This window comes from Streptomyces sp. NPDC006487 (assembly GCF_042870555.1).
In the GTDB taxonomy this organism is placed as follows: Bacteria; Actinomycetota; Actinomycetes; order Streptomycetales; family Streptomycetaceae; genus Streptomyces.
Window position 1 is genome coordinate 68,980 of record NZ_JBIAHN010000007.1, and the last position, 26,323, is coordinate 95,302.

General features: G+C 72.0%; 20 protein-coding genes. 11 read left to right on the forward strand and 9 right to left on the reverse strand.

The features are described 5' to 3' along the window. Window positions 1–118 precede the first annotated feature (118 nt). The gene (locus tag ACFYM0_RS13400) at window positions 119–3,451 is read right to left on the reverse strand and encodes a S8 family serine peptidase (RefSeq protein WP_388500342.1); all 3,333 of its coding nucleotides are present in this window, start codon (window positions 3,449–3,451) and stop codon (window positions 119–121) included. Window positions 3,452–3,724: 273 nt separating this feature from the next. After that, complete coding sequence (locus ACFYM0_RS13405) at window positions 3,725–4,285, reverse strand: CGNR zinc finger domain-containing protein (protein ID WP_388500344.1); 561 nt, start codon at window positions 4,283–4,285, stop codon at window positions 3,725–3,727. A gap of 121 nt (window positions 4,286–4,406) precedes the next feature. Here ACFYM0_RS13405 and ACFYM0_RS13410 point away from each other — a divergent pair, with 121 nt between their 5' ends. Both ACFYM0_RS13410 and ACFYM0_RS13415 read left to right on the forward strand, forming a co-directional pair. Next, a complete protein-coding gene (locus ACFYM0_RS13410; RefSeq protein WP_388500347.1) occupies window positions 4,407–4,865 on the forward strand; it encodes a VOC family protein in 459 nt (152 codons plus the stop codon). Then, on the forward strand, window positions 4,865–5,770 hold the full coding sequence (locus tag ACFYM0_RS13415) for a pyridoxamine 5'-phosphate oxidase family protein (protein WP_388500350.1): 906 nt from the start codon (window positions 4,865–4,867) through the stop codon (window positions 5,768–5,770). The genes ACFYM0_RS13410 and ACFYM0_RS13415 overlap by 1 nt, the downstream gene beginning before the upstream one ends. A gap of 20 nt (window positions 5,771–5,790) precedes the next feature. Here ACFYM0_RS13415 and ACFYM0_RS13420 read toward each other — a convergent pair whose 3' ends face one another. Together ACFYM0_RS13420 and pepN are read right to left on the reverse strand one after the other, a co-directional pair. Next, entirely contained in the window at window positions 5,791–6,750 is a 960-nt protein-coding gene (locus tag ACFYM0_RS13420; RefSeq protein ID WP_388500352.1) for a hypothetical protein, read from the reverse strand. A gap of 231 nt (window positions 6,751–6,981) precedes the next feature. Beyond that, window positions 6,982–9,537, reverse strand: coding sequence for an aminopeptidase N (gene pepN / locus ACFYM0_RS13425; protein WP_388500354.1), 2,556 nt, complete (start codon window positions 9,535–9,537; stop codon window positions 6,982–6,984). Between the two features lie 110 nt (window positions 9,538–9,647). Between pepN and ACFYM0_RS13430 the strand changes: the two genes are divergently transcribed. Continuing rightward, window positions 9,648–10,295, forward strand: a complete 648-nt coding sequence (locus tag ACFYM0_RS13430; RefSeq protein ID WP_388500357.1) for a DsbA family protein — start codon at window positions 9,648–9,650, stop codon at window positions 10,293–10,295. A 50-nt stretch (window positions 10,296–10,345) separates the two neighbouring features. Continuing rightward, complete coding sequence (locus ACFYM0_RS13435) at window positions 10,346–11,062, forward strand: hypothetical protein (protein ID WP_388500359.1); 717 nt, start codon at window positions 10,346–10,348, stop codon at window positions 11,060–11,062. A 42-nt stretch (window positions 11,063–11,104) separates the two neighbouring features. On the opposite strand, the gene ACFYM0_RS13440 is transcribed toward ACFYM0_RS13435, so the two are convergent. Continuing rightward, window positions 11,105–11,761, reverse strand: a complete 657-nt coding sequence (locus ACFYM0_RS13440) for a superoxide dismutase (protein WP_388500362.1) — start codon at window positions 11,759–11,761, stop codon at window positions 11,105–11,107. A gap of 183 nt (window positions 11,762–11,944) precedes the next feature. Next, window positions 11,945–13,357 (reverse strand): amino acid permease, encoded by a 1,413-nt coding sequence (locus tag ACFYM0_RS13445; protein WP_388500364.1) that lies wholly within the window; start codon window positions 13,355–13,357, stop codon window positions 11,945–11,947. A 163-nt stretch (window positions 13,358–13,520) separates the two neighbouring features. Here ACFYM0_RS13445 and ACFYM0_RS13450 point away from each other — a divergent pair, with 163 nt between their 5' ends. Then, window positions 13,521–14,303, forward strand: a complete 783-nt coding sequence (locus ACFYM0_RS13450) for an SDR family NAD(P)-dependent oxidoreductase (RefSeq protein ID WP_388500367.1) — start codon at window positions 13,521–13,523, stop codon at window positions 14,301–14,303. Window positions 14,304–14,357: 54 nt separating this feature from the next. Here ACFYM0_RS13450 and ACFYM0_RS13455 read toward each other — a convergent pair whose 3' ends face one another. Next, window positions 14,358–15,755 (reverse strand): amino acid permease, encoded by a 1,398-nt coding sequence (locus ACFYM0_RS13455; protein WP_388500369.1) that lies wholly within the window; start codon window positions 15,753–15,755, stop codon window positions 14,358–14,360. A 284-nt stretch (window positions 15,756–16,039) separates the two neighbouring features. On the opposite strand from ACFYM0_RS13455, the gene ACFYM0_RS13460 reads away from it, so the two are divergent. Continuing rightward, on the forward strand, window positions 16,040–16,621 hold the full coding sequence (locus ACFYM0_RS13460) for a biotin transporter BioY (RefSeq protein ID WP_388500372.1): 582 nt from the start codon (window positions 16,040–16,042) through the stop codon (window positions 16,619–16,621). A 78-nt stretch (window positions 16,622–16,699) separates the two neighbouring features. On the opposite strand, the gene ACFYM0_RS13465 is transcribed toward ACFYM0_RS13460, so the two are convergent. Further along, complete coding sequence (locus ACFYM0_RS13465; protein ID WP_388500375.1) at window positions 16,700–18,139, reverse strand: amino acid permease; 1,440 nt, start codon at window positions 18,137–18,139, stop codon at window positions 16,700–16,702. 220 nt (window positions 18,140–18,359) lie between these two features. On the opposite strand from ACFYM0_RS13465, the gene ACFYM0_RS13470 reads away from it, so the two are divergent. Both ACFYM0_RS13470 and ACFYM0_RS13475 read left to right on the forward strand, forming a co-directional pair. Beyond that, complete coding sequence (locus tag ACFYM0_RS13470) at window positions 18,360–18,845, forward strand: ribose-5-phosphate isomerase (protein ID WP_388500378.1); 486 nt, start codon at window positions 18,360–18,362, stop codon at window positions 18,843–18,845. A gap of 82 nt (window positions 18,846–18,927) precedes the next feature. After that, window positions 18,928–19,734: an Fpg/Nei family DNA glycosylase gene (locus tag ACFYM0_RS13475; RefSeq protein ID WP_388500380.1), complete on the forward strand. Its 807-nt coding sequence runs from the start codon at window positions 18,928–18,930 to the stop codon at window positions 19,732–19,734. Window positions 19,735–19,801: 67 nt separating this feature from the next. Here ACFYM0_RS13475 and ACFYM0_RS13480 read toward each other — a convergent pair whose 3' ends face one another. Next, entirely contained in the window at window positions 19,802–21,037 is a 1,236-nt protein-coding gene (locus tag ACFYM0_RS13480) for a GNAT family N-acetyltransferase (protein WP_388500382.1), read from the reverse strand. 117 nt (window positions 21,038–21,154) lie between these two features. On the opposite strand from ACFYM0_RS13480, the gene ACFYM0_RS13485 reads away from it, so the two are divergent. The 3 genes from ACFYM0_RS13485 to ACFYM0_RS13495 all read left to right on the forward strand — a co-directional run bounded on the left by ACFYM0_RS13485 (window position 21,155) and on the right by ACFYM0_RS13495 (window position 26,250). Continuing rightward, the gene (locus ACFYM0_RS13485) at window positions 21,155–22,303 is read left to right on the forward strand and encodes a PP2C family protein-serine/threonine phosphatase (RefSeq protein ID WP_388500384.1); all 1,149 of its coding nucleotides are present in this window, start codon (window positions 21,155–21,157) and stop codon (window positions 22,301–22,303) included. 702 nt (window positions 22,304–23,005) lie between these two features. Further along, the gene (locus tag ACFYM0_RS13490) at window positions 23,006–23,875 is read left to right on the forward strand and encodes an ABC transporter ATP-binding protein (RefSeq protein WP_388500387.1); all 870 of its coding nucleotides are present in this window, start codon (window positions 23,006–23,008) and stop codon (window positions 23,873–23,875) included. Then, entirely contained in the window at window positions 23,875–26,250 is a 2,376-nt protein-coding gene (locus tag ACFYM0_RS13495; protein ID WP_388500389.1) for an FtsX-like permease family protein, read from the forward strand. Before ACFYM0_RS13490 ends, ACFYM0_RS13495 begins: the two co-directional genes overlap by 1 nt. Window positions 26,251–26,323: the final 73 nt, after the last annotated feature.

A 26,323-nucleotide genomic window follows, 5' to 3' on the forward strand; every position in this document is an offset into this window, starting at 1 on the left:
GCCCCCGGGGGCCCCCTCCCCCCCCCCCGCGCCCCCGCGCCCCCCCCCCGCGGGCCCCCCCCCGGGGGGGCCGGCGCCCCCACCCCCCCCGCCCCCGCTGTTTCAGGCTTCTACCGGGTTACGGCAGGACCTTCTCGATCTGCACGCTGCCGGTGCCGGCGGCGGTGCCGCGGGCGTTGAGCAGCTTGACCTCGCCGAAGAACTGGCGGCCTTCCGGAGCGGCGCTGTTGACCAGCACGTTCGCGGAGACGGTCGCCGAGGCGCCGTTGGCGAGGTTGACCGCGGCGGCCTCGTCGACCTGGACGGTGCCCAGGGCGGCCGAGTAGTAGACGTCGCGGTAGTCGTACGTGGTGGAGCCGGACGGGATCGCGTAGCCGAGCACCTCGATGGTGTAGGTGCCCGCGGCCGGGTTGACGAGGCTCACGGCCTCCTCGGAGTCGCCGTCGGCGGAGGTGCCGACCTTGACGCCGTCCTTGTACACGTCGAGGTCGAGGTCGGCGGCGGTGTCGGACACCTTGCCGATCGCGATGTCGAGGCGGGAGACGCCCTCGCCGATCGTGACCTCGGTGGTGTGGGTCTCACCGGTGGCGATGGTCGGCTTGGCGACCTTCGCGGAGCCGAGCGGACCACCCTGGAGCTTGCCGCCGGTGATGGCGGCCCCGTCGTTCTTCACGGTCCACTGGACCGGCGCCGGGGTGCCCTGCTTGACCTCGGGCAGGACCTTGACCGCGGGGTCGAAGGCCGCGCCGAGCACGGAGACGTCCAGCTTGTACGGGTTGTCGAGCAGCGGCGACGTACGGCGCGACTCGACCTCGATCTCCCAGACGCCCGGCTGCGGGTTCGGGTACGAACGCAGGTCGGGGCGGCACTGGTTGGCCGGGTTGTCGTAGTTCGGGTAGCACTGGGTCGTCGCGCTGTCCTCGACGCCCACGCCGTACGGGTGGATCGAGATGAAGCGCGTCTGGCTGCCCGCCGCGAGTCCGCCGAGGGAGACCTCGAGGGTCTTCGCGCCCGCCGGGACGGTCACGAAGTACGACTTGTGGCTGTTGCGCTGCACGGAGGAGGTGTCCGAGTAGCTGTACGCGGGCTTCGCCAGCGGGGTCGAGACGACGACCGTGGAGAGGATCTGCTTGTCGATGCCCTCGGTGGTCTCGTCGTCGAGCTGCAGGATGCCGCTGTGGACGCCGGCCGTCTTGGGCTTGGCCTCGACCTTGATGGTGACGGGCTTGTTCAGGGGCAGGGTGACGTAGTCGTAGCCGCCGATGACCTTGAACGTGCCGTCGTTGTTGCGCCAGCTGAGCTGGTGCGGGGTGCCGTACTTGACGCCCGTGGTGCGGGTGACGACGACGTCGTAGACCTTCTTCTGGCCGACCTTCAGGCCGCCCTCACGGTCGTAGACGCCGGTGCCGAAGCCCGGGGTCTTCAGGAACTGGTCGATCGCGGTGTCGACCGGAGCCTTGACGGTGAACTCGTTGGCCTTCGCGCCGCGCTGGATGGACTCCCACGCGCCGGGGATGTTGATCAGGCCCGCGCCCTGGGCGTGCGCCGGAACGTCCGCGATCTTCTTCGCGCTGCTGGTGAGCGCGATGCGCAGGTTCGCCGGGGTGAGGGCGATCTTCTGCTGCTTGGCGGCCGAGATGAGCAGGGCGCTGGCGCCCGTCGCCTGCGGCGAGGACATCGAGGTGCCCTGGAGCATGCCGTAACCGGCCGGCAGGTTGTAACCGGCCTCCTTCACCGGTGCGCCGGGCAGCCAGGTCTGGATGGTGTTGATCGACGCGCCGGGGGCGGTGATCGTCGGCGTGAAGCCGCCGTCCTCACGCGGACCGCGCGAGGAGAAGGGGAACATGTTGTACGCCTTGGACACGCCGGAGCCGTAGTTGGCCGCCCAGGTCTCCTTGGAGACCGACGCACCCACGGAGATGACCTTGTCCGCGAGACCGGGGTCGCCGATGGTGTTGATGCCGGGGCCCTCGTTGCCCGCCGAGATGACGAGCTGGACACCGTAGGTGTCGATGAGGTTCTTGTAGAGCTCGGAGCGCGCGTTGTTGCCGTCGTTCAGGGCCGGCAGGCCGCCGATCGACATGTTGACGATGTCCACGCCGCGGTTGACGACGAGGTCGATCATGCCCTCGGTCAGCGCGATGTTGGTGCAGCCGCCGGACCAGGAGCAGGCGCGCGAGGAGACGAGCTTGGCGCCGGGCGCCTCGCCGTTCATCGCGCCGCCGAAGAGGCCGTTGGCGGCGGTGATGCCCGCGACGTGCGTGCCGTGCTCGGACTCGATGATGCCGACGTTGACGAAGTCGGCCTTCTTGCCGACCCAGTCACCGCCCAGCGGGTCCATCGGGACGTCCTTGCGGATCTCGATCACGAACGGGATGCGCTCGGCGACCTCGGTCGCCGGGTCGTCCGTGCCGAAGTAGCCGATCTGGTAGCCGTCCTTGTACGGCTTCATCGGCTCGTTGTTCGTGAAGTCGTTGTCCTGGTCGGTGTCGACGCGGACGGTCCCGGCGACCGGGTCGTAGAGCAGGCCGAACCGGTCGGTGGTGTCCCCGTCCCGGTTGACGTCGCCCTTCATGTCACCGGTGGCGGTGATCGACTCGGTGAAACGGCTCCACTGGAACGAGCCCTCGGGAGCCTTCCAGCTGCCGCCGCCCGCGGTGAAGGTGCCACCGGCGACCGGGGTGATCTGGGCACGCCAGGTGGCGTCGCCGTCGGTGATCGGGTCGGTCGCGGTGACCCAGTCGACGATCTTGCGCTCGCCGGTGGTGGTCTTCTGGAGCGCCGGGTGGCCGAGGTCGACGCCCGAGTCCATGATGCCGATGGTCACGCCGCGGCCGTCGGCCTTCGGGTTCTTCTTGATGAAGTCCAGCGCACCCGTCTCGAAGGACGGGTTGTACGGGTTCTTCGCCGGGGTGTTCTTGTCCGGCCCGGGGTAGGTCTCGGCGGCGGTCCGCTTCACCGTCCCCGTCTCGCGGTCCGCGTCCGGACGGGGGTCCGGCAGCTGGATCTCGTGCCGCAGGTCGATGCCGTGCACGGAGGACAGCTTGGCGGCCGCCTTCAGCGCGGCCTCCGCCTTGTCGGTCGGCAGGGTGGCGCGCACGTAGCCGAGCTTGTCGTACGTCTGGCCCACCGAGGCGCCCTGGACGTCGTCGAGCTGCTTGGCGACCTGCTGGGTCTCGCCGGGGGCCGTCGCGACCATGACCGTGACGGTCTTCTCGCCCTTGGTCTTGGCTTCCTGGAGCAGTTCGGCGTCGGCCGATCCGAGCTTCTGGTCGGCCGACTTCACCGCGGGGTTGGGCGCGGGGGTATTCGTGCCGGTCGCCGCGAAGACCGGCATGGCGCCGGTGGCCGCGAGGGCGGCCACCAGGCCGGCCGCGGCCGCGACGCGTGAGACGCGCCGGGTCGCGGATATGCCGCCCTGATTTGAACGAGCGGGGGAGTCGAGGGTCATCAGCATCCCTGGCTAAGTGAAAGGTACGGTCCGGATTTCGGTGCCGGATGACCGGTCAGCCTCGCCTAAGTGACAGCTCTTTGGGGAGAGTTGTCACGGACCGATACCTGCCGTGGCGGACTCCCGCCAGCTCGGGGCATACGCCAGAAGGCTCGTACCGGATCGAACCGGTACGAACCTTCGGGGTGGAACATGGATTTGTAGACTTCCCGACCGTGCGTCAGGGGCGGGGCGGGCCCCGGTCTCAGATCAGGTGTGACAACTTCCCGGCATTCAGCGCTCGCGCGTGCGCGCGTAGTGGCGGGAGGCTTTCGCCCGGTTTCCGCAGGCCGACATCGAGCACCAGCGCCGGGTGCCGTTGCGCGAGGTGTCGTGGAAGCGCAGCACGCAGGTCTCGGAGGCGCACTTGCGGATCCGGCCGGGGTCGGAGCCCAGCAGCTCCAGGTAGTCGCGGGCCGCCGTCCAGGCCGGACCCCAGGTCGGATCGTCGAATTCGGTCCGCTCGCCGGGCCCTTCGGCGGTCAGGGTGGCCCGGATCCGGCCGTGCTCCAGAACGGCGTCGACCAGCGTACGGGCGCTCTCGTCGGCGGGGTCCGCGACCGCGCGGGCCAGCGCCTCGCGGGCGGTGAGCAGGTGGACCAGGGTCGCGGGGTCGGCGCGGAAGCGGCCGGCCAGCCCCGTGCTCTCCAGCCAGAGGGCGAGCCCTTCGACGCGGGTGAGTCCGAAGGCCCCCGCGAAGAGGTCGGCGGGTTCACCGTCCTGGACCCACCGGGTGTTCAGCAGGTCCAGGGCCACTGGTTCCCCGGTCAGGGGTCGTGGGTCCGCCGTCGTCATGTCCGCCTCCTCATGGCACTAACCCCTCAAGGGTACGTGAGCGGTTGACTCCTCCACCCCTAACCATTAATCTCAATTTAGAAGGTTAGAAATTATCCAGTTCCGGGGAAAGGGAACCGTTGTGACGACCGTCATCAGCAAGCTGCGCACCGGCCACGTGGGCCTGAACGTCACCGATCTCGCCCGGTCGCTCGTCTTCTACCGCGACGGCCTCGGCTTCGAGCTGCTCGGCGAGGGCGAGGAGGAGGACCGGCGCTTCGCCTTCCTCGGCCAGGACGGCGAGCTCGTGCTCACCCTGTGGCAGCAGGCGGAGGGGGCCTACGCACCCGGCGCGGCCGGACTGCACCACCTCGCGCTCTCCGCGGACGCCATCGAGGAGGTCAGGGCGTACGAGAAGCGGCTGCGCGGCCTGGGCGTCGACTTCGCCTACGAAGGGGTCGTCGCCCACGGCGAAGGGGCGGCCTCCGGCGGGATCTTCTTCCACGACCCCGACGGGACCCGTCTGGAGATCTCCGTGCCGAGCGGCGCCGAAGGTGCCGAGGCTCCCACCACGGGCGCCCCGACCTGCGGGTTCTTCTAATGTCCGGGTACCACTGGGGCTCGCTGGCCGTCCAGGAGAGGGTGGGGGTCCGGGAGCACGCCGTGCACGTCGGCCGGTCCGTCACCCCGCACATCAAGGACGTGGCCGCGGCCTTCCTGGGGCTGCAGCCGCACCTGGTCGTCGGCGCGGCCGATCCCGGAGGCATGCTCTGGGCCTCACTGCTGACCGGCGCCCCCGGTTTCGTACGGGCCACCGGGCCGGACCGGATCGCGGTCAAAGGGGGGATCCCCGAGGGCGATCCGCTCGCCGGGGCGCTGGCCACCGCCGGCACCCGGGTCGGGACCATCTCGCTCGACCCGCGCACCCGGCGCCGGATGCGGTTGGGCGGAACCCTGGAGGTGACCCCCGGCGGGTTCGCGCTGGCGGCCGAACGGGTCTTCGCCAACTGCCCCAAGTACCTCCAGAAGCGGCAGCCTGTCCAGCTCGTCGCCGAAGGGGCCGGTGTCGTGCGGCGCGGGGACGCGCTCACCCCCGACCAGGAACGGGCCGTCCGCGCCGCCGACACCTTCTTCGTCGCCACCTCCGCGGGGGCGGACGGGGCGGACGCGAGCCACCGGGGCGGAATGCCGGGCTTCGTCGAGGTGCTGTCCCCGGCCGAACTGGCCTGGCCGGACTACGCGGGCAACGCGATGTTCCTGACGCTGGGGAACCTGCTGGCGGACCCGCGGGCGGGGCTGCTGTTCCCGGACTGGGAGAGCGGGGCCCTGCTCCAGCTCAGCGGGCGGGCGGAGCCCGAGTTCGGGGCGGGCGGGGAGCGGCGGGTCCGTTTCCGGATCGAGTCGGTGGTGGAGAGCGTGCACCCGGGGCGGCTTCGGTGGAGCGCCCCGGAGTACTCGCCGGCCAATCCGGCGCTGCCCGCGCCGCCTTGGCAGCCTGCGGGGTAGGGGCTGCCGCGGTCGGGCCCTCACCTGGGCAGGACGACGACGTAGGCGGCGGGCTCGCGGTCGGCGGACGCCGTCAGGGCGGTCCGTACGACCGCGGCCTGCTGCTCGGGCCAGTCGCGGAGCTTGCGCGGGGTGATGTGCAGGACGGTGATTCCGCACCGCTCCAGGGTCTCCCGCTTGCGGACGGACTCCGACCACTGCTCGTCCTCGCCCTGGCGCGGGGCCCGGGTGTCGATCTCCACGGCCACGGCCTGCTCCGGCCAGTACGCGTCGACCCCGCCCAGGTGCGGGCCTCCGGGCAGCCGCAGGTCCACGTTCCAGACGGGCTCGGGGAGCTCGTGGCCGCGTACGAGCTGGTACAGCCGGTCCTCGGCGATGGCCCGGCCCTCGGCGAGCAGCGATTCGACGGCGTCCACCACGTGCGGGCGGTTCAGCAACCGGGCCACCGTCAGCTCCCGCACCACGGCGGCCGGTTCGCAGTGGCCGCCGCGGACGGCTTCGCTGAGCAGGCGCCGGACCGTACCGGCGTCGGAGAGGTGGGCGACGGCGTCGGCGACGGCGCGGGCCACGGGGGCGACGGGCAGCCCGGTGACCTCCACCGGCCGGGGCGGGGTGTGCGTCCGGACGATGCGGACCTGTCCGGCGGAGCGCAGTCGGCGGGTGTTCGGGACGAGCACGTCGATCTGGGGGAGGCCGAGCAGGGCGGGGGCGGAGGAGAACCGGTACAGGGCGAGGGCCGCCAGCCCCGTGATCATGACCTCGTCGCCGCGGCGCCCCGCGTAGAGGAGCGCCGCGTGCAGCCGCTCCTCGCTGGTCGCGGGACCGGCGTGGAGCAGGAACACCCCGGGCAGGATCTGCTGCCAGGACCGCTCGGCGGCATCGGAGGCGGTGACCCCGTGCTCGCGGAGCTGGGTCAGCGACAGCACGCGGGGGCGGTTGTCGGTGAGGTGGGCGAGGGGGAGGGGTGCGTTGTGGTTCATGACGCTGAGATTCCCTCAGGCCATGGCCTCGCTAACCCCTGTTACACATCCGTCGGCAAATCGGGACAAGACGGGGCTAAAGTACGGACGTTCGACTGCCGATGGGCTGCGCAGCGCATCCCCCTCCACCTGGGGTTCCGCACGTGAACGCCGGCGGGGCCGGAAAATCCGGCCCCGCCGGCGTTTGAGGCGGGGGGCACACCCGGAGGTGGCCGGGGGTGCCCCGCAGGGCTAGCCCGCCGCCACGTCGCAGGCCTGGGCGCGAAGGGCGCGGGCCAAGTCGTCGCGGGACTCCAGGACCAGCCGCCGCAGCGCCGGAGCCGCATCGGCGTGCGCCGACAGCCACGCGTCGGTGGCGTCCAGGGTCTCCTGGGAGTCCTGGAGGGACGGGTACAGCCCCCGCACCACATCCATGCCGATCTGGATCGACCGGTCGGCCCAGATCCGCTCGATGACGTCGAAGTAGCGCCCGGTGTACGGCGCGAGCAGGGCCCGCTGCGAAGACCGCTGCATCCCCGCGATCGTCGCCTCGACCAGCGCGTTCGACAGCGCGTCCGACTCCACCACCGCGGCCCACGCCTGGTCCTTGACCGCCGCGGACGGCCGTGCCGCCAGGCACCGCACCTGGTGCCGCTTGCCCGACGCCGTGTCGTCCCGCGCCAGTTCCGCCGCGATGACCTCCTCGCCGATCGCCCCGTGCGCGGCCAGCGGCAGCAGGAAGTCCCAGCGCAGCTCCTGGTCCACCTCCAGCCCGTCGATGCGCGCCGATCCCTCCAGCAGCCCCAGCAGCAGCTGGAAGTCGCCCTCGGTCGCCGCGCCCGCCGCGAAGAAGCGGGCCCAGGTCAGCTGGTGCTCCGACCCCGGCTCCGCGAACCGCAGCTCCTGCAGCGCGCAGGCCGCCAGTACCTTGCCGCCCTGCTCCCGCCAGTCGGGCGCCGCGTAGTGCGTGACCGCGGTCTGCGCCTGCGCGTGCAGCATCTGGAGGACGCCGACGTCCGTCTCCCGGCCCGCGTGGGCCAGTACGAGGGAGACGAAGTCCCGCGCCGGCATCAGCCCGTCACGCGTCAGGTTCCACAGCGCCGACCAGCACAGCGCGCGGCTCAGCGGGTCCGTCACCGAGCCCAGGTGCGAGCGCAGCGCGCCCAGCGACGCCTCGTCGAAGCGGATCTTGCAGTAGGTGAGGTCCTCGTCGTTGACGAGCACCAGGGCCGGCTGCTCCTGCCCGGCCAGTTCGGCGACGACCGTGCGGGGTCCCGCGACGTCCGCCTCGGCCCGCGCGTAGCGCACCAGCGCGCCGTCCGGGTCCAGCCGGTACAGGCCCACCGCGACCCGGTGCGGGCGCAGCTCGTCGCCGTCCTGGACCACGGCCAGCTCGGTCACCCGGCCGCCCGCGTCGCAGGTCACCACCGGGGTCAGCGCGTTCACGCCGGCCGTCTGCAGCCAGGCCCGCGACCACTCGGCCATGTCCCGCCCGGAGACCTCCGCGAGCACCGACAGCAGGTCGTCCAGGGTGGTGTTCCCGTAGGCGTTCGCCTTGAAGTAGCGACGCGCGCCCTCCAGGAAGGCGTCGCGGCCCACGTACGCCACGAGCTGCTTGAGCACCGCCGCGCCCTTGGCGTAGGTGATGCCGTCGAAGTTCAGCTTCGCGTCCTCCAGGTCACGGATGTCGGCCGTGATCGGGTGCGTGGAGGGCAGCTGGTCGGCCCGGTAGGCCCAGGCCTTGCGGCTGTTGGCGAAGGTGACCCAGGCCTGGTCGAAGCGGGTGGCCTCGACCAGCGCGAAGGAGCCCATGAAGTCCGCGAAGGACTCCTTCAGCCACAGGTCGTCCCACCACTTCATGGTGACGAGGTCGCCGAACCACATGTGGGCCATCTCGTGGAGGATCGTGTTCGCGCGCCGCTCGTACGAGGCCTGCGTGACCTTCCCGCGGAAGATGTACTCCTCCCGGAAGGTCACCATCCCCGGGTTCTCCATGGCGCCCAGGTTGTACTCCGGCACGAAGGCCTGGTCGTACTTCCCGAAGGGGTACGGGTAGTCGAAGATCTCGTGGAAGAGGTCGAAGCCCTGCTTCGTGACGAGGAACACCTCGTCCGCGTCGAAGTGCTTCGCCAGCCCCTTGCGGCAGATCGCGCCGAGCGGGATCGTCAGGTCCCCGCGCGTGTAGGAGTCCGTGACGTAGTGGTACGGCCCCGCCACCACGCAGGTGATGTACGTGGAGATCGGCGCGGTCCGCGCGAAGCGCCGGGTCTGCCCCTCACGGGACTCCTCTGCGCCGTTGCTCCAGACCTGCCAGCCCTCGGGCGCCGTCACCTCGAAGCGGTACGGGGCCTTGAGGTCGGGCTGCTCGAAGTTCGCGTACACCCGCCGGGCGTCGGCCGGCTCGTACTGGGTGTAGAGGTAGACCTCGCCGTCCTCCGGGTCCACGAAGCGGTGCATGCCCTCGCCGGTCCGGCTGTACGCGCAGTCGGCGTCGACCACGAGCACGTTCTCGGAGGCCAGCTCGTCCAGGGCGATCCGCGCGCCGTCGAAGACGACGGCCGGGTCCAGCGCGCGCCCGTTGAGGGTCACGGCATTCACCTTGGGCGCGATGAGGTCCGCGAAGCTCGATGCTCCCGGAGCGGCGGCGCGGAAGCGGACGGTGGTCACCGAGCGGAAGGTCCTGGGGCCGTCGGCCGGTTCGGCCTCGTCCACCGCGGACCTCAAGTCGAGGACCACCTCGTACCCGTCGACGGACAGCAGCTCGGCCCGCTCGCGGGCCTCGTCACGGGACAGATTCTCTCCGGGCACGTGCACTCCTTCGTGCGTGATCGCGATACCTGACCGAATCCTCCCACGGGGGAATGCGTGTGCGGTCGGAGCGGTTGGGCAGGGAGGAACGTTCCGATCTGAGGAGAGACATGGCTGACACCCAGGTGCGCGAGAAGACCGCCGTCGACTTCTGGTTCGACCCGCTCTGCCCCTGGGCCTGGATGACGTCCCGCTGGATGCTGGAGGTCGAGAAGGTCCGTGACGTGGAGGTCCGCTGGCACGTGATGAGCCTCGCGGTCCTGAACGAGAACAAGCTCGACGAACTGCCCGAGGTCTACCGCGACCTGCTCGGCCCCAAGGGCTGGGCCCCCGTGCGCGTGGTCGTCGCCGCCCAGCAGAAGTTCGGCGACGAGATCACCGGCAAGCTCTACACCGCGCTCGGCACCCGCTTCCACAACGGCGGTACCGGCCCGACCCGCGAGGCGATCGCCGAGGCCCTGAACGAGGTGGGCCTGCCCGCCGAACTGATCCACTACGCGGACTCCGACGAGTACGACGAGGTCCTGCGCGACTCCCACAACGACGGCATCAACCGGGTCGGCCAGGAGGTCGGCACCCCGGTCATCTCGGTGCCCGGCGCCGACGGCTCCGAGGTCGCCTTCTTCGGCCCGGTCGTCACTCCCGCCCCGCGCGGCGAGGCCGCGGCCCGGCTCTGGGACGGCACCCTGCTCGTCGCCTCCACCCCGGGCTTCTACGAGATCAAGCGCACCCGCACGCAGGGCCCGATCTTCGACTAGCTCGACCGGCTCGACTAGCAGGGGTCCGGTTCCTCCCTTAACGTCCCCCTATGGGGATTTGCCCGACACGGGAGGAACCGCTCGGCCGCAGCGGCGGCCGGGCGGAGCCCGCGATACCGAACGACAACGCCGCGCACGCCAGCCTGCCCGCACGCCCCCGAGACCGGGTGCTGCGGGCAGCCTGCGTTGCGGTGCCCCCGCTGTGGACGGCCCTCGGGGTCCGCCAGGCCGCCGGCACCCTGCGCCACTACCTCCGGGGCACGGGCCGCCCGTACCGGGTCGACGCGCGGGCCCTGCTCGCCGTGCCCGCCGTACGGGAGGACGTGGACCGCCGGCTGGCCGAGTGGCGCCGGGACGCGCGGTCGCTCGGTGAGCCCGGCGCTTATGCGGCGGACAGCGGCTGGCGCGGGGTGCTGATCACCCGGCGCGCCCGTGAGGGAGGCAGCGCGGACTGGTGGCTGGCGCTGCGCGGGGCCCAGTACCGGATCAGCGGCACGGTGCGGGTCCACGAGGACGGCTCCGTGGTGAGCGACTACCGCTTCCAGGTGCACAAGAGCTGGAACTTCGACCGGGGCGAGTCGGAGTTCGGCGTCCCCTTCACCCCGTTCGCGCGGCTCCACGAGACCGGGCTGGCCCGGGAGTTCACGGTGGTCGGCGAGGTGGACGGCCTTGTCGACGCCGCAGACCGGGCGAGAGGCGCAGAAGGCCCCCGCGAGTCACGTCCTCGCGGGGGCCTTCTGGTGGACACGCCCGCACGTGAAGGTTGAGAAGACGATCACGAGGCGGACGGGCTCTTCGGGTGGCGCCGATCAGCCCTTGACGGGGATCAGCAGCGGGGTGTTCGCCTTGGCGTCGGCGTAGCGCTGGGCGACGTCGCGCCAGTTGACGACGTTCCACATCGCCTCGATGAAGTCCACCTTCTGGTTCTTGTACTGAAGGTAGAAGGCGTGCTCCCAGGCGTCGAACACGAGGACCGGGGTGCTGGCCACGCCGACGTTGCCCTGGTGGTCGTAGATCTGCTCGACGATCAGGCGGCCGCTGACGGGCTCGTACGCGAGCACGCCCCAGCCGGAGCCCTGGGTCGCGGAGGACGCGAAGGTCAGCTGCTTCTTGAACTTCGCGAAGGAGCCGAAGGATTCGGTGATCGCGTCGGCCAGCTCGCCCAGGCCGTCGGCGGCGGTGGGCTCGCCGCCGCCCTCGCCGGTCTTCGGGCTGGCCATGTTGTGCCAGTAGATGCTGTGCAGGATGTGGCCGGAGAGGTGGAACGCCAGGTTCTTCTCCAGGCCGTTCAGCGCGCCCCAGTTCTCCTTGTCGCGCGCCTCCGCCAGCTGTTCCAGCGTGGTGTTGGCGCCCGCGACGTAGGCCGCGTGGTGCTTGTCGTGGTGCAGTTCGATGATCTGCGGGTTGATCACCGGCTCGAGAGCCGCGTAGTCGTAAGGAAGCTCAGGAAGCGTGTAAATGGCCATGCGTGTATCCGGTCCCCTCGGCGTGCCAACTGCTTATTGCAATTAATGCGCAACTGCACGCTAGCAGTATCTATTCCAGGCTTCCCATAAGGGTTGCCTCACTTGTCGGGACCTCCGCAACGCCGAAGGCCGGGCCCATGCGATCGCATGAGTCCGGCCTTCGGGGCGGTGGTCCGGCGTGTGTTACGCGGCTTCGCGCACCGCCCGGCGCTGGATGACGTAGCCGGTGACGGCGAGGGCCACGGTCAGACCGCCGGTGAAGACGAGCTGGACCCGGGTGTCGTCGCCCATGGCCATCAGGACCAGGACCCCGGCGAGTCCGGCCAGGGCGACCCAGGTGAGATAGGGGAAGCCCCACATCTTCACGACCAGCTTCCCGGGGGCCTCGCGCTCCAGGCGGCGCCGCAGCACGAACTGCGAGACGGCGATGAAGCCCCAGACGACGAGGATGACTCCGCCGACCATGTTCAGCAGCCAGGCGAAGAGGGTGTCCGGGTACCAGTACGACAGCAGCACGGTGACGAATCCGAAGCCGGAAGAGGCCAGCACCGCCCGGCGCGGCACCCGGCCGGAGAGCTTGCCCAGCGCCTTGGGGCCCTGGCCGCGGGAGACCAGGGAGTAGGCCATGCGGGAGGAGCCGTAGATGTTCGCGTTCATCGCGGACAGCAGGGCGATCAGGATGACCACGTTCATGACCTGCCCGGCGTGCGGGATGCCCAGGTGGTCCAGGGTGGCCGCGTACGGGCCGTCGGTGGTGACGGCGGGGTCGTTCCAGGGCAGCAGCGTGACGATGACCAGCATCGAGCCGACGTAGACGATGGCGATCCGCCACATGGTGGTCTTCACGGCCTTGGCGACGCCCCGGACCGGGTTGTCGGACTCGGCGGCCGCGATGGTCACCGTCTCCAGGCCGCCGTACGCGACCACGGAGGCGAGCAGGCCGACCAGCAGCCCGTCCACGCCGTTGGGGAGGAAGCCGCCGTCGTGCAGCAGGTTGGCGGTGCCGGGGGAGTCGGTGCCGGGCAGTACGCCGAGGACGGCCAGCACGCCCAGGCCCAGGAAGAGGCCGATCGCGCCGATCTTCAGCGCGGCGAACCAGAACTCGAACTCGCCGAAGTTGGAGACGGCGGCCAGGTTGGAGCCGCAGAACATCGCCATGAACACCAGCACCCACATCCACGAGGGCGTGCCCGGGAACCAGCCCGTCATGATGTGCGCCGCGCCGATGGCCTCGATGGCCACGCCCACGCACAGCAGGGTCCAGAACATCCAGCCGGCGGTGAAACCGGCCCACGGGCCGATGGCCCGCTCGGCGTGCACCGAGAAGGAGCCGGAGGAGGGGTTCGCGGCGGACATCTCGCCGAGCATCCGCATCACGAACATCACGAGGAGCCCCGAAGCGGCGTACGCGAGCACGATCGAGGGACCGGCGGCCGCGATGCCGGCGCCGGAGCCGACGAAGAGGCCCGCGCCGATGACCCCGCCGAGGGCGATCATCGAGAGGTGGCGCTGCTTGAGGCCGTTGCCGAGGGGGGACCCGGCGTCGCCGGCGGGCGGCGCGTCCTGTTCGCGGGGAGCGGCGGTCGTGTGGCTCATGGGTGGTGCCTGTCCGTTGTGCGGGGGGACGGGGTGGAGTGCCCCAGTCTCAACCGTGTCCGCTCATCGGACGGATTGCGTCCGATATCCGGACAGTCGGATGACCGGCCGTGATCATCCCCGTACGCTGGCGAACCGGACCGAACGTACGACGGAGGCTCGAATGGACCACGGCATACGGGAATTGACCGCGACGGGCCGGGGAGTGCTGGTCACCGGAGCCTCCCGGGGCATCGGACGGGCGATCGCCACCGCGTTCGCCGAGCAGGGCGACCGGGTCGCGGTGCACAGCACGGTCGGCGGGCCCGGCGCCGAGCGGACCCTCGCGGACCTGCCGGGCGAGGGCCACGTCCTGGTCTCCGGCGACCTCACGGACGCGGCGCGCGTGGAAGCCCTCGCCGCCGAGGCTGAGGAGGCGCTCGGCGGGATCGACGTGCTCGTGAACAACGCCGCCGTGATGGTCGCGCACCCGCTGCCAACGACCTCCTACGCCGACTGGCAGGCCGCCTGGCAGCACACGGCCGCGGTCAACCTGTTCGGTACGGCCAACCTGTCCCACTGCGCGGCCCGCCACATGATCGACGGCCGCCGCGAGGGGCGCATCGTCAACATCGGCTCGCGCGGCGCCTTCCGGGGCGAGCCCGATCACCCCGCCTACGGCGCCACCAAGGCGGCGGTGCACGCGCTCGGCCAGTCGCTCGCCGTCTCCCTCGCCCCGCACGGCATCGCGGTGGCCTCCGTCGCACCCGGCTTCGTGGCCACCGAACGGGTCGCCGACCGGCTCGCCGGGGAGGAGGGCGAGCGGATCCGGGCGCAGAGCCCCTTCGGCCGCGCGGGGACCCCGCAGGAGATCGCCGCCGCCGTGCTCCACCTGGCCTCGCCCGCGGCGCGCTGGAGCTCGGGCGCGGTCCTCGACGTCAACGGGGCCTCCTACCTGCGCACCTGACGCGCGAAGACCCCCGCGCGGTGTGCGCGGGGGTCTTCGCGAGGTCCGGCGGGGTCAGGACTTCGGGGTGCGCAGCTCCCGGATCCACGCCACCAGCAGCACCGCGGCCGCGGCCCCCGAAGACCACAGCAACTGCGGCCGTGCCGCATCGTCGAACAGCATCAGGACCAGCACCGTGGCCATCCCGATCAGCGCCGCCCACGTCGCGTACGGGAACAGCCACATCGGCAGCGTCAGCCGCTCCGGCATGTCCCGCTCGATCTTCGCGCGCAGCTTCAGCTGCGAGACCGCGATCAGGGCCCACACGAAGATCAGCACCGCGCCGACCGCGTTGAGCATGTAGAGGAAGATGGTGTCCGGCCACAGCAGGTTCAGCACCACCGAGACGAACCCGAAGGCCACCGACGCGAAGACCGCCCGGCGCGGCACCCCTCCGCCCGACACCTTCAGCAGGGACTTCGGCGCCTCGCCCCGCTCCGCGAGCGAGAACACCATCCGCGAGGACCCGTACAGGTTCGCGTTGAGCGCCGACAGCAGTGCCACGAAGATGACGACGTCCATGATCTGGCCGGCGTGCGCGATGCCGATCGAGTCGAGGACGGCCACGTACGGGCTCTGCCCCGGCGTCAGCGAGTCCCACGGCAGCAGGGTCACGATGACCAGCATCGAGCCGACGTAGAAGAAGAGGATGCGCCACACGGCGCTGCGCACCGCGCGGGACACCGACCGGGCCGGGTCGTCCGACTCGGCGGCCGCGATGGTGACGACCTCCAGCCCGCCGAAGGCGAAGACGACGGCCAGCATGCCGGCGACCACACCGCTCGCGCCGTTCGGGAAGAAGCCGCCCTGCCCGGTCAGGTTGGCCATGCCGACCGGATCCGTGTCGGGGAGCAGGCCGAAGACGGCCAGCGTGCCGAGGATCAGGAACAGCACGATCGCGCCGACCTTGAGGGCCGCGAACCAGAACTCGAACTCGCCGAAGTTCCGTACGGCGGCCAGGTTGCTCACGGTGAAGACCACCATGAAGACGAACACCCAGACCCACTGGTCCACCGAGGGCAGCCAGCCGTTCGCGATCTTCGCGGCGGCCGTGGCCTCCACGGCCAGCACCACGACCAGCAGGAACCAGTACAGCCAGCCCGCCGAGAAGCCGGCCCAGCGGCCGAGCGCCTTCTCCGCGTAGACGGAGAAGGAGCCGGAGGCGGGCATCGCCGCCGACATCTCGCCGAGCGCCCGCATCACCAGCATCGCGAGGACGCCCGCGAGCAGGTACGAGCAGATGATCGCGGGACCGGCGATGGTGATGCCGGCGCCGGAGCCGACGAACAGCCCGGCGCCGATCACGCCGCCGAGGCCCAGCATGGTCAGGTGGCGCTGTTTGAGGCTGTGGCTCAGGGGCTCCGGTGGGAGCTCGTCCGTGGTGCCGGGAGGGGCGGACGGGAGGTCGCGCATGAGGAGTGCTCGTACTCTCTATGGCCTGGCGGCGGTGGGGGCTCCGCGACAGTTGGAGGGACCCTACAGTCTCTCCGGAGAGCGCCCATCCGCGCAAAACGGACTTGATGTCTTTCATTGCCCGTGATGTGGATCACTGCACGTCGGGCGCGGGGCGAGGTCTTTGTGAACTCCCCACCAAACCAGGGAGTACGGCTTTGTCCCGGGCGACCCCGATGAGGCCCCGGACCCGGGACTAACGTCGGTGATCGTCCCTGTCGACCCCACCTCCCGCGGAGTCCCCGATGAGCACTGCTTCCGTCTCCTTCCGGCCCGGCGCCGTCCTCGCCGACCTGCTGCCCGCGAGCCGCGTCCGCGACATCGCGCTCGTGGCCGGCGGAGCCGCGCTCACCGGCCTCGCCGCGCAGATCGCCGTCCAGGTCGACGGCCTGGCCGCACCGATCACCGGGCAGACCTTCGCCGCGCTGCTCGTGGGCACCGCGCTGGGAGCCGGCCGGGGCTTCCTTTCCCTGGCCCTCTACACCCTGGCCGGCATGGCGGGCGTGCCGTGGTTCGCGGGCGGTTCCTCCGGCGCGGGCGGCGCGACCTTCGGGTACGTCCTCGGCATGCTCCTGGCCTCCACGGTCGTCGGCGCCCTCGCGCGGCGCGGCGCCGACCGCTCCGTGCTGCGTACGGCGGGCACGATGGTGCTGGGCTCCGCGGTCGTCTACGCGGTCGGCGTCCCCTACCTCGCGCTGTCCACCGGGATGTCCTTCGGTGCGGCCGTCGCGGGCGGGCTGACGCCGTTCCTGATCGGCGACGCGCTCAAGGCGGCGCTGGCGATGGGCCTGCTGCCGGCCGCCTGGAAGCTCCTCGGCCGCGCGTGAGCGCCCGTACCCCCACGTTCCACACGGCAGCCCCGGACCGCGCAGTGCGGTCCGGGGCTGCCGTCATGTGGGCAAGGCCTACGCGGAGGCCTTCAGGGCGGCCTTGCGGCGCAGCTCACGTGCCACGCCGATCGCGATCACCACGGCCGCGACCAGCAGCGACAGCAGGACGGTCTCGCGGTTGTCCTTGTCGTAGACCATGTAGCCGAGGACGAAGGTGATCATCGCGGCGGTGGCCCAGGTCAGGTACGGGAAGAGCCACATCTTCACCGTCACCTTCTCCGGGGCCTCGCGCATGAGGATCCCGCGCATCCGCAGCTGGGTCAGGCAGATGACCAGCCACACGAACAGCGCGATCGCGCCCGAGGCGTTCAGCAGGAAGCTGAAGACCGTGTCCTTGAAGGCGTAGTTGAAGTAGACGGCGACGAAGCCGAAGACGACCGAGCCCAGGATGGCGGCCATCGGCACGCCCCGCTTGTTCACCTTGGCGAAGGCCTTCGGGGCGTCACCGCGCTCGCCCAGCGAGAAGGCCATGCGGGAGGCGGTGTAGAGGCCCGAGTTGAGGCAGGACAGCACGGCCGTCAGGACGATCACGTTCATGATCTGACCGGCGTGCGCGATGCCGATCGAGTCCAGGGCGGCGACGTACGAGCCCTTCTCGACGATCGACTTGTCGTTCCACGGCAGCAGGGTCAGCACGATGAAGATCGAGCCCAAGTAGAAGACGCCGATGCGCCAGATCACCGAGTTGGTGGCCTTGGTGACCGCGCGCCGCGGGTCCTCGGACTCTCCGGCGGCCAGCGTGACGATCTCGCTGCCCATGAAGGAGAAGACGACCATCAGCACACCGGTGAGGACCGACCCCCAGCCGTTCGGCATGAAGCCGCCCGTGTCGGTGAGGTGGGCGAAGCCCGCGCCCGGGTTGTCCGAGCCCGGCAGCACGCCGAAGACGGCCAGCAGGCCGATGATCACGAAGCCGCCGATGGCGACCACCTTGATGCCGGCGAACCAGAACTCGAACTCGCCGTACGAGGCGACCGAGCCGAGGTTGGTGACCGTCAGCACGGCCATCACGATCAGCGCCCAGGCCCACTGCGGGACGGCCGGGACCCAGCTCTCGAGGATGACGGCGCCGGCGGTGGCCTCCACGGCCAGGACGACGACCCAGAAGAACCAGTACAGCCAGCCGATGGAGAAACCGGCCCAGCGGCCGAGCGCGCGGTCGGCGTACGCGGAGAAGGAGCCGGAGTTCGGGCTGGCGGCCGCCATCTCGCCCAGCATCCGCATGACGAAGACGACCATCGCGCCGACCAGCGCGTAGGACAGCAGGATGGCGGGACCGGTCTTGGCGATACCGCCGCCGGAGCCGACGAAGAGCCCGGCACCGATGACGCCGCCGATGGCGATCATGGACAGGTGACGGTTCTTGAGACCGGCCTTCAGGCCGTCGGAGGGCTGGCCTTCACCGGGATTGCCGGTGGGGGAGCCTTCCTTCTGAAGGGTCGTCGTGGAGCTCATGAACGGATCCTTAGGTTCTCGGGTGGCGAGCCCCGGCATTCAAACCTGAGATGAACGCAGGGCGGAAGACCCCAATCCGGATCGTTGCGTCGGGACGAACGTCCAGGACCTTGGTCCTGCGGTGTCCCATCTGCGTTCTTTGGGTTTACTTGAGCTTTAGAAGTGACTTACGCGACACCCCGCGGCGGGTCCCCGGCCCGGCTCGTGCCACACTCGGACCATGCGCGTGTACCTCGGATCCGACCATGCCGGCTTTGAGCTCAAGAACCACCTGGTGGACTGGCTCAAGAACAACGGCCACGAGCCCGTCGACTGCGGGCCCCACATCTACGACGCGGTGGACGACTACCCGCCGTTCTGCCTCCGCGCCGCGGAGAAGACGGCCGCGGACGCCGGCAGCCTCGGCATCGTGATCGGCGGCTCCGGCAACGGCGAGCAGATCGCCGCGAACAAGGTCAAGGGCATCCGCGCCATCCTCGCGTGGAGCGTCCAGACCGCCGAGCTCGGCCGTGAGCACAACAACGCCAACGTCATCTCCGTCGGCGGCCGGATGCACACCGAGGACGAGGTCGTCAGCTTCATCGACGCGTTCCTGAAGACCCCGTACTCCGACGAGGAGCGCCACACCCGCCGGATCGACATGCTCACCGCCTACGAGACCACCGGCGAGCTCCCCCCGATCCCGGCCCACCACCCGCAGGGCTGATCCCGCTTCCGGCCGCGACGCCCTCCGGGGCGGCGCGGCCGGTTTTTCATGTCCCGGTTTTCCGTTCGCGAGGAGTACTGCCGTGCCCGAGGGGCATACGATCCACCGCCTCGCCGAGGACCACACCGAGCGCTTCGCCGCCCGCCCGGTCCGGGTGAGCAGTCCGCAGGGCCGGTTCGCCGAGAGCGCGGCCCTGCTCGACGGCCGCGAGCTGGAATCCGCCGAGGCGCACGGAAAGCACCTGTTCCTCGAACTCGGCGACGCCTGGATCCACATCCACCTCGGCCTCTTCGGGAAGCTCGGCTTCGGCCCCGCCCCGGCCCCGCCCGCCACCGACACGGTCCGGCTCCGGCTGCTGAACGAGGACCACTACGCCGACCTGCGCGGGCCCACCGCGTGCGCGCTCATCGGCGACGGCGAGAAGAAGGCGATACACGACCGGCTCGGCCCGGACCCGCTGCGTCCCGCCGACGACCCCGACCGCGCCTGGGCCCGGATCTCCCGCTCCCGCACCACCGTGGCCGCCCTGCTCATGGACCAGAAGATCGTCTCCGGCGTCGGCAACGTCTACCGCGCCGAGGTCCTCTTCCGGCACGGCATCGACCCCTACCGCGCCGGCAAGGACCTCACCCGCCGCGAGTGGGACGCGATCTGGGCCGACCTCGTCCTGCTCATGCGCGAAGGCGTGCGCAACAACCGCATCGACACCGTTCGCGACGAGCACCTGCCCGAGGCCATGGGCCGCCCGCCGAGGGTGGACGACCACGGCGGTGAGGTGTACGTCTACCGCAGGGCCAACATGCCCTGCCACATCTGCGGGGGCGAGATCCGCACCGCCGGTCTCGCCGCCCGCAACCTCTTCTGGTGCCCGGGGTGCCAGGCCCGCTAGCCGGGCCCGCCGCCCAGGTCCGGTCGCCGGGCCCGTTGGCCGGGCGCCCGGGCGGGGCGCTCCCCGGCTAGAACCCGTGCGGCAGCCACGGGGCCACGTCGCCGGCGAAGGCGCGCGAGAGCGCGGCCAGCGTTCCCGCGCGGACCTCGCGCACCAGGCCGGCCAGGCCCAGCGAGTTCAGGGAGACCCCGCCCAGGTACGCCGCGCCGAGCTCCCGTACCGACAGCTCCAGGTCGGCCGGGTCCTCCGTCCGGGTACAGACCGCGGCCCCGTCCGCGCCGACGGCCAGCCGCCAGCGCCCCGCGTTCCACGGACAGAACGCGTCCTCCACCTCCAGCACCACGTCCAGCGGAGCCCCGTAGGCCCGCGCGGCCAGCGCCGCCGGCAGGTCCACGAGCCGTACGTGCAGCGAGTCCCGCAGCCGCGCCTGCGTCCGGCGGACATCGCTGACCAGGTGCAGCACCGCATCGTCCGCCGGGCGCTTGACGGCCCGTACGGTCCAGGTCAGGTCGATGGAGAACACGTACCGCCACAGCGCCGCGTACGCCGCCGGATCGAGCGCGTCGAGATCCGCCACGTCCACCCGGCCGCCCGAACCGGTCAGGTCCCACTCGGGCTTGACCCGGTAGCGGGCGTACCCGACCACCTCGCCGTCCGCCCGCTCGGCGACCACGCACTTCAGGGGAGAGGCCCCGCCCCTCGTCGCCTCCGGGTCGAACACCGCCTGCAGCTCCCAGCCCGGCTGCCGGGCCGGCATCCCGGGCCGGCCCGCGACCAGCGCCGCGTAGACCCGCTCACAGTCGGCCAGGGACTTGCGCGGATCGACCAGCCGCAGCCGTACGTCGTCGGTCCCCGGCGGCACGGAGAGCCGTACGCGGGTCTTGTCGATCTCCACGGACAGCGAGTACGCGGCGGTGCCGTAGCCGAAGCGCCCGTAGATCGCCGGATCCGAGGCCGTCAGCACGGCGATCGGTTCACCACCCGCCCGGACGTCGTCCAGTTGGCGGCGCATCAGCGAGGTGAGCACGCCCCGCCTGCGGTGCGTGGGGGAGACGCCCACCATCGTGATCCCGGCGGCGGGCACGAGCGCCCCGCCCGGCACCGAGAGCCGGAAGGAGAAGGCCCCCGCCGTGCCGACGCAGGCCCCGCCGTCCCAGACGCCGAGGGAGCGCTCCGTCTCGGTGAGCGACCGGTAGAGCTCGCGCTCCTCGGGCGATTCGGGCACTCCACCGAATGCCAGTTCCAGCTGGTCGTACCAGACATCCCACTCATCGGCCTGCAATACGCGCGTCTCAAGAGGCATACGGCCATCCCTATCAGGGCAATCCGTCCCCGGTCGATCTCTTTTCGGTTGCCGATGGGCCCATCTCAGGGGGTACCCCTGCGCGCGCACAGCCAGGATGGATAGGGTCCCGAAGCAATGGCCGGAGCACACGTGGAGTCCCTCCTGGCCCGGACCCGCATGGCGTGGCACCGGGCGCGCACCGTGCTGCGCAAATCAGCCGTCGACTACTTCCGCGGCGACGCCTCCGACTGGCTGGCCTTCGGCGGCCTGATCCTCACGATCCCGGCCATCGCCTGCGGCACGCTCATGCTGCCCGTGTGGTTCTCGCCCGCCGCGCTCGTGCTGCCCATCGTCGCCGGCGGCCTGCTGCTGCGCCCCGCCAGCCTGCTCGCCCTCTACGCGGCCTCCGCGGCCGCGCTCATCGTCGAGGCCCTCGTCCTCGGCCCGTACACCCAGGGCCCGGCACGGGTCACCCCCGGCACCGTCCTCGTCGTCGCGGCCTGCGGGTTCTTCGGCCTGGTCATCGCCCAGTTCCGCAGCCGCGTCGGCGTGCCCTGGCGGCGCGGCGGCACCATGCTCTTCGACCTGCGCGAACGCATCCGGGTCCAGAGCAAGCTGCCCTCCCTGCCGCGCGGCTGGCACCGGGAGATGGCCCTGCGCCCGGCCGGCGGCCAGTCCTTCTCCGGCGACTTCGTGGTCGCCGCCCGCACGAACGGCGGCCGCACCCTGGAGATCGTCCTCACCGACGTCTCCGGCAAGGGCATGGAAGCGGGCTCCCGCGCCCTCCTCCTCTCGGGCGCCTTCGGTGGCCTCCTGGGAGCGCTGCCCCCACACGGCTTCCTGCCCGCCGCCAACGGCTACCTGCTCCGCCAGGACTGGGACGAGGGCTTCGCCACCTCCATCCACCTCGTCCTGGACCTGGAGACCGGCGACTACGAACTCCTCTCAGCCGGCCACCTGCCCGCCCTCCAGCTCTCCGCCGGGACCGGCCGCTGGCAGGAGATGACCGGCGAGGGCCCGCTCCTCGGCGTCTACGACGGCGCCGAGTTCACCCCCGCCCGCGGCAACCTCCGCCCCGGCGACGTCCTGATGCTCTTCACCGACGGCCTGGTCGAAACGGCCGACCGCGACATCAGCGAGGGCATCGACCGCCTCACCGGCGAGGCCGACCGCTACGTCGCCGCCGGCTGGGAGGGCGCGACCTGGCACCTCATCGAAAAGGTGGCCAAGGACGTCAACGACGACAGGGCCCTCCTCCTGATCCGCCGCGCGACCTTCTCCTGACGCCCCCTCGCACCGCCGGAGTGGATGGTGGGCGGGTGCGGCTGGTTGGGCCCCGAGGGGCCGGGTCACCTACCTGCCCTTCGCCCGTTACCCGGTGCCGGGGTCTTTCAGCCGTCGGGCGTTCGAGGACGGGGGCCCGGGGCGGAGCCCTTGGGGGTCTGGGCGCAGCCCGGCGCCCCTCTCAGCCCGTCGGGCGTTCGAGGACGGGGGTCCGGGGCGGAGCCCTAGGGGGTCTGGGCGCAGCCCGGCGCCCCTCTCAGCCCGTCCGGCGTTCGAGGACGGGGGTCCGGGGCGGAGCCCTAGGGGGTCTGGGCGCAGCCCGGTGCCCCTCTCAGCCCGTCGGGCGTTCGAGGACGGGGGTCCGGGGCGGAGCCCTAGGGGGTCTGGGCGCAGCCCGGCGCCCCTCTCAGCCCGTCCGGCGCTTGAGGACCGGGGTCCGGGCAGCGCCCGGGGAACGGTGGAAGGGCGGGTAGGGGACCTCGCCCCGCAGGGCACCCCGCCCCGCAGGGGCAGCCCACCCCGCCCCGCCCCGCAGGGGCAGGGCATTCGCCTCGGCCCCCGCCGCCCACCCCCGCCCCGATGGTCGGGTTTACCCCACCCCCGGTCCGCCTGCCTCCGCCATGGCCGCAGGCCACCCGCCCTCCGTAGCGTCGAAGACACGATCACCACGAGGCGGTCGACCGGCACGGAAGGCGGCACACCATGGGGCTCCGGCGCAGCAAGCGGCAGACCGAGCAGCGAACGGCGCCGCCCGGGCCGGCCGGGCAGCCGGGGGCGTCCCACGACGCCACCGCCGCAGTCGAGCTGCGCGCGGTCCGCCGCCAGTACGGCCGCGGCCAGGCCACCGTGCACGCCCTCCGCGGCATCGACCTCAGCCTCCCCCGCGGCAGCTTCACCGCGGTGATGGGCCCCTCCGGCTCCGGAAAGTCGACCTTCCTCCAGTGCGCAGCCGGCCTGGACCTCCCGACAGCGGGCTCCGTCCGCCTCGGTGGCACCGAGATCACCGGCATGAACGAGAACGAGCTCACCGAACTCCGCCGCAGCCGCCTCGGCTTCGTCTTCCAGGCCTTCAACCTCCTCCCCTCCCTCACGGTCGAGCAGAACGTCCTGCTCCCCATGCGCCTGGCCGGCGGCCGCACCCGCACCCGCACCGCCTCCCAGGGGCAGGCCCGCGCCGCCGACTTGCTCGCCCGCGTCGGCCTGGAGGGCAAGGGCCGCCGCCGCCCCGCCGAACTCTCCGGCGGCCAGCAGCAGCGCGTGGCCATCGCCCGCGCCCTGGTCACCCGCCCCGACGTGATCTTCGCCGACGAGCCCACCGGCGCCCTCGACACCACCACGGCCACCGAGGTCCTCTGCCTGCTCCGCAGTGCCGTGGACACCCTCGGAGCCACCGTCGTCATGGTCACCCACGACCCGGCCGCAGCCGCCCACGCCGACCAGGTGCTCTTCCTCGCCGACGGCCTCATCGCCGATCGGCTCCCGCGCAGCTGCGCCGCCACGATCGCCACCCGCATGACGGCCCTGACCGCGCCCGCTCCCGCCGCCGCGCGCCATGCAGGGGCGGCCGCCTGATGCCGCTCCGCCCCCGTACCAACGGTCTGGCCCGCGCCGTGCTCCGGTTCCGGCCCGCCGCCTTCGTCGGCACCTTCGTCGCGCTGTTGATGACCGTCACCATCGTCTCCGCCTGCGGGATCCTGCTGGAGACCGGCATCCGGGCGAGCGCCCCGCCGACGCGCTATGCCGCGGCCCCCGTCGTCGTCGCCGCCGACCAGCAGGTCACCCTGCGGGTGGGCAGTGGCGAGGGCGCCTACGACGTCTCCGCGCAGGTACCCGAACACGCCCGGGTGGACGCCGCTCTCCTGGACCTGCTGGCCCCGCTGGGGCGGGCCGTGCCCGACGTGAGCTTCCCCGTACGGGACCGGGCCGGCCGCGCCTTCGACGCGTACGGCTGGGGCTCCACCGCCTTCAGCCCCGCCGGGCTGCGTTCGGGGCGGGCCCCGGACGCTCCGGGCGAAGTGGTCCTCGGCGGCGCGGAGGGGACCGGCCGGATCACGCTCGACACCCCCGCCGGACAGCGGGAGTTCCGAGTCGTCGGGCATACCGACCGCCCCGGCGCCTGGTTCTCCGACGCCGAAGCGCGCGCCCTGTCCGGACACCCCCGCACCCTCGATGCCATCGCCGTCTTCGGGGCCGACGCGGCAACGGTCCGGGCCGCCGTGGACGGTCGTGCCCAGGTCCTGACCGGCGCCGACCGCGCCATGGACCCGCAGCTCGCGGGCGCCAAGGAGATGCTGGCCGGCCTCGGCGGTTCCTTCGGCGGCATCGCCACCCTCGTCGCCGTCTTCACCGCCGCCGGCACCGTCGCCCTCTCCGTCGGGCAGCGTTCCCGCGAGTTCGCACTGCTGCGCGCCGTCGGAGCCACCCCGCGCCAGATCCGCCGTACGGTCGCCACCGAAGCCCTCCTCGTCGCACCGGTCGCGGGCGCGCTGGGCTGCGTACCCGGCATCGCGCTGGCCTCCTGGTGGTTCGGCCGGCTCAAGGAGAAGGGCGCCGTCCCGGCCGCCGTCGACCTGACCACCGGCTGGATCCCGCTCGTCTCCGCCGCCGGCATCGGACTCGTCACCGCCCTGCTCGCCGGCTGGGCAGCCGCCCGCCGGCCGGCCCGCATCCGCCCCGGCCGGGCCCTCGCCGAGTCCGCCGTGGAACGCCTGCGGCCCGGGTGGATCCGTACCCCCCTCGGCCTCGCCGCCCTGGCCGGCGGCACCGCCTGCGCGACGCTGGCCGCCGGCAGCAGCGGGCCGGACGCCGCCAACGCGGCCCTCGGCGTCGTCATGCTCTTCATGCTCGCCGTCGCCCTGCTCGGCCCGCTGATCGCCCGCGCCTGCGCCACCCTCTTCGGGCTCCCGCTGCGCGCCACCGGAGCCGCGGGCTCCCTGGCCGCCGCCAACTCCCGCACCAACGCCCGCCGGCTCGCCTCCGCGATCACCCCGATCGTGCTCGCCATGGCCTTCTCCTCCACCCTGGTCTTCCTCCACACCAGTGAGGACCGGGCCGTGATCCGGCAGCAGCAGACCGGGATGCTCGCCGACCACGTCGTCACCGACCCGCACGACCCGGACCGGGCGGTCGCGGCCGGGGCGGTCGCGCTCACCCGCACCACCGTCCTCGCCGTCGTCGGATCCGGACCGGAGCGCCTGATCCAAAGCGCCTCCGCCCAGGGGGTCGCCGGGGACATCACCACCGTCCAGGACCTGGGCGTGCTCTCCGGGGACCTCGCCCGGCTGGCCCCGGGCAAGGTCGCCGTCGACCGGACCCTCGCCGCCGCCGACCGCGCTGCCGTCGGCGACCGCATCGAGCTGCGCCTCCCCGACGGCACCCGGGCCGACCCCGAGATCGTCGCCGTCTACTCCCGCGGCCTCGGCCTCGGCGAGGTCACCCTCCCCGCCGCAGATCTGGCCGGCCACACCACCGCCGGCCGCCCGACCGAACTCCTGGTCCGCGGCCCGGCCCCCGAGGGCGTCGGTCCGGTGCTGACCGCCAAGGCCTGGACCTCCGCGCGGAGCGTGGACCGCGAGGTCAACGCCTGGGCCAACACCACCATGGCGGCCGTCCTCGGCGGCTTCGCGGCCGTCGCCGCGGCCAACACCCTGGTCATGACCGTCCTGGACCGCCGCCGCGAACTGCACCTGCTCCGCCTCGTCGGCTCCACCCGCCGCCAGGTCCTGCGGATGCTCTACGGGGAAGCCCTCCTGGTCAGCGGCGCGGGCGTCGCCCTCGGCTCGGCGATCGCCCTGACCACGCTGATCCCGCTGACGAAGGCGGTGACGGGCAGCGCCCCGTACATCCCGCCCACCGTCTACGGCTCCTTCGTCGTGGCCGCCACGACCCTGACCCTCGCGGCCACGGCCCTCCCGGCCCGCAGAGCCCTGAGACTCGGCCGAACCTGATGCGCCGACCCCCGACCAGCGCGCGCCGCAACCGCCGCCGGGGCCGCCCCGCAGGGCGGCCCCACCCCCGCCA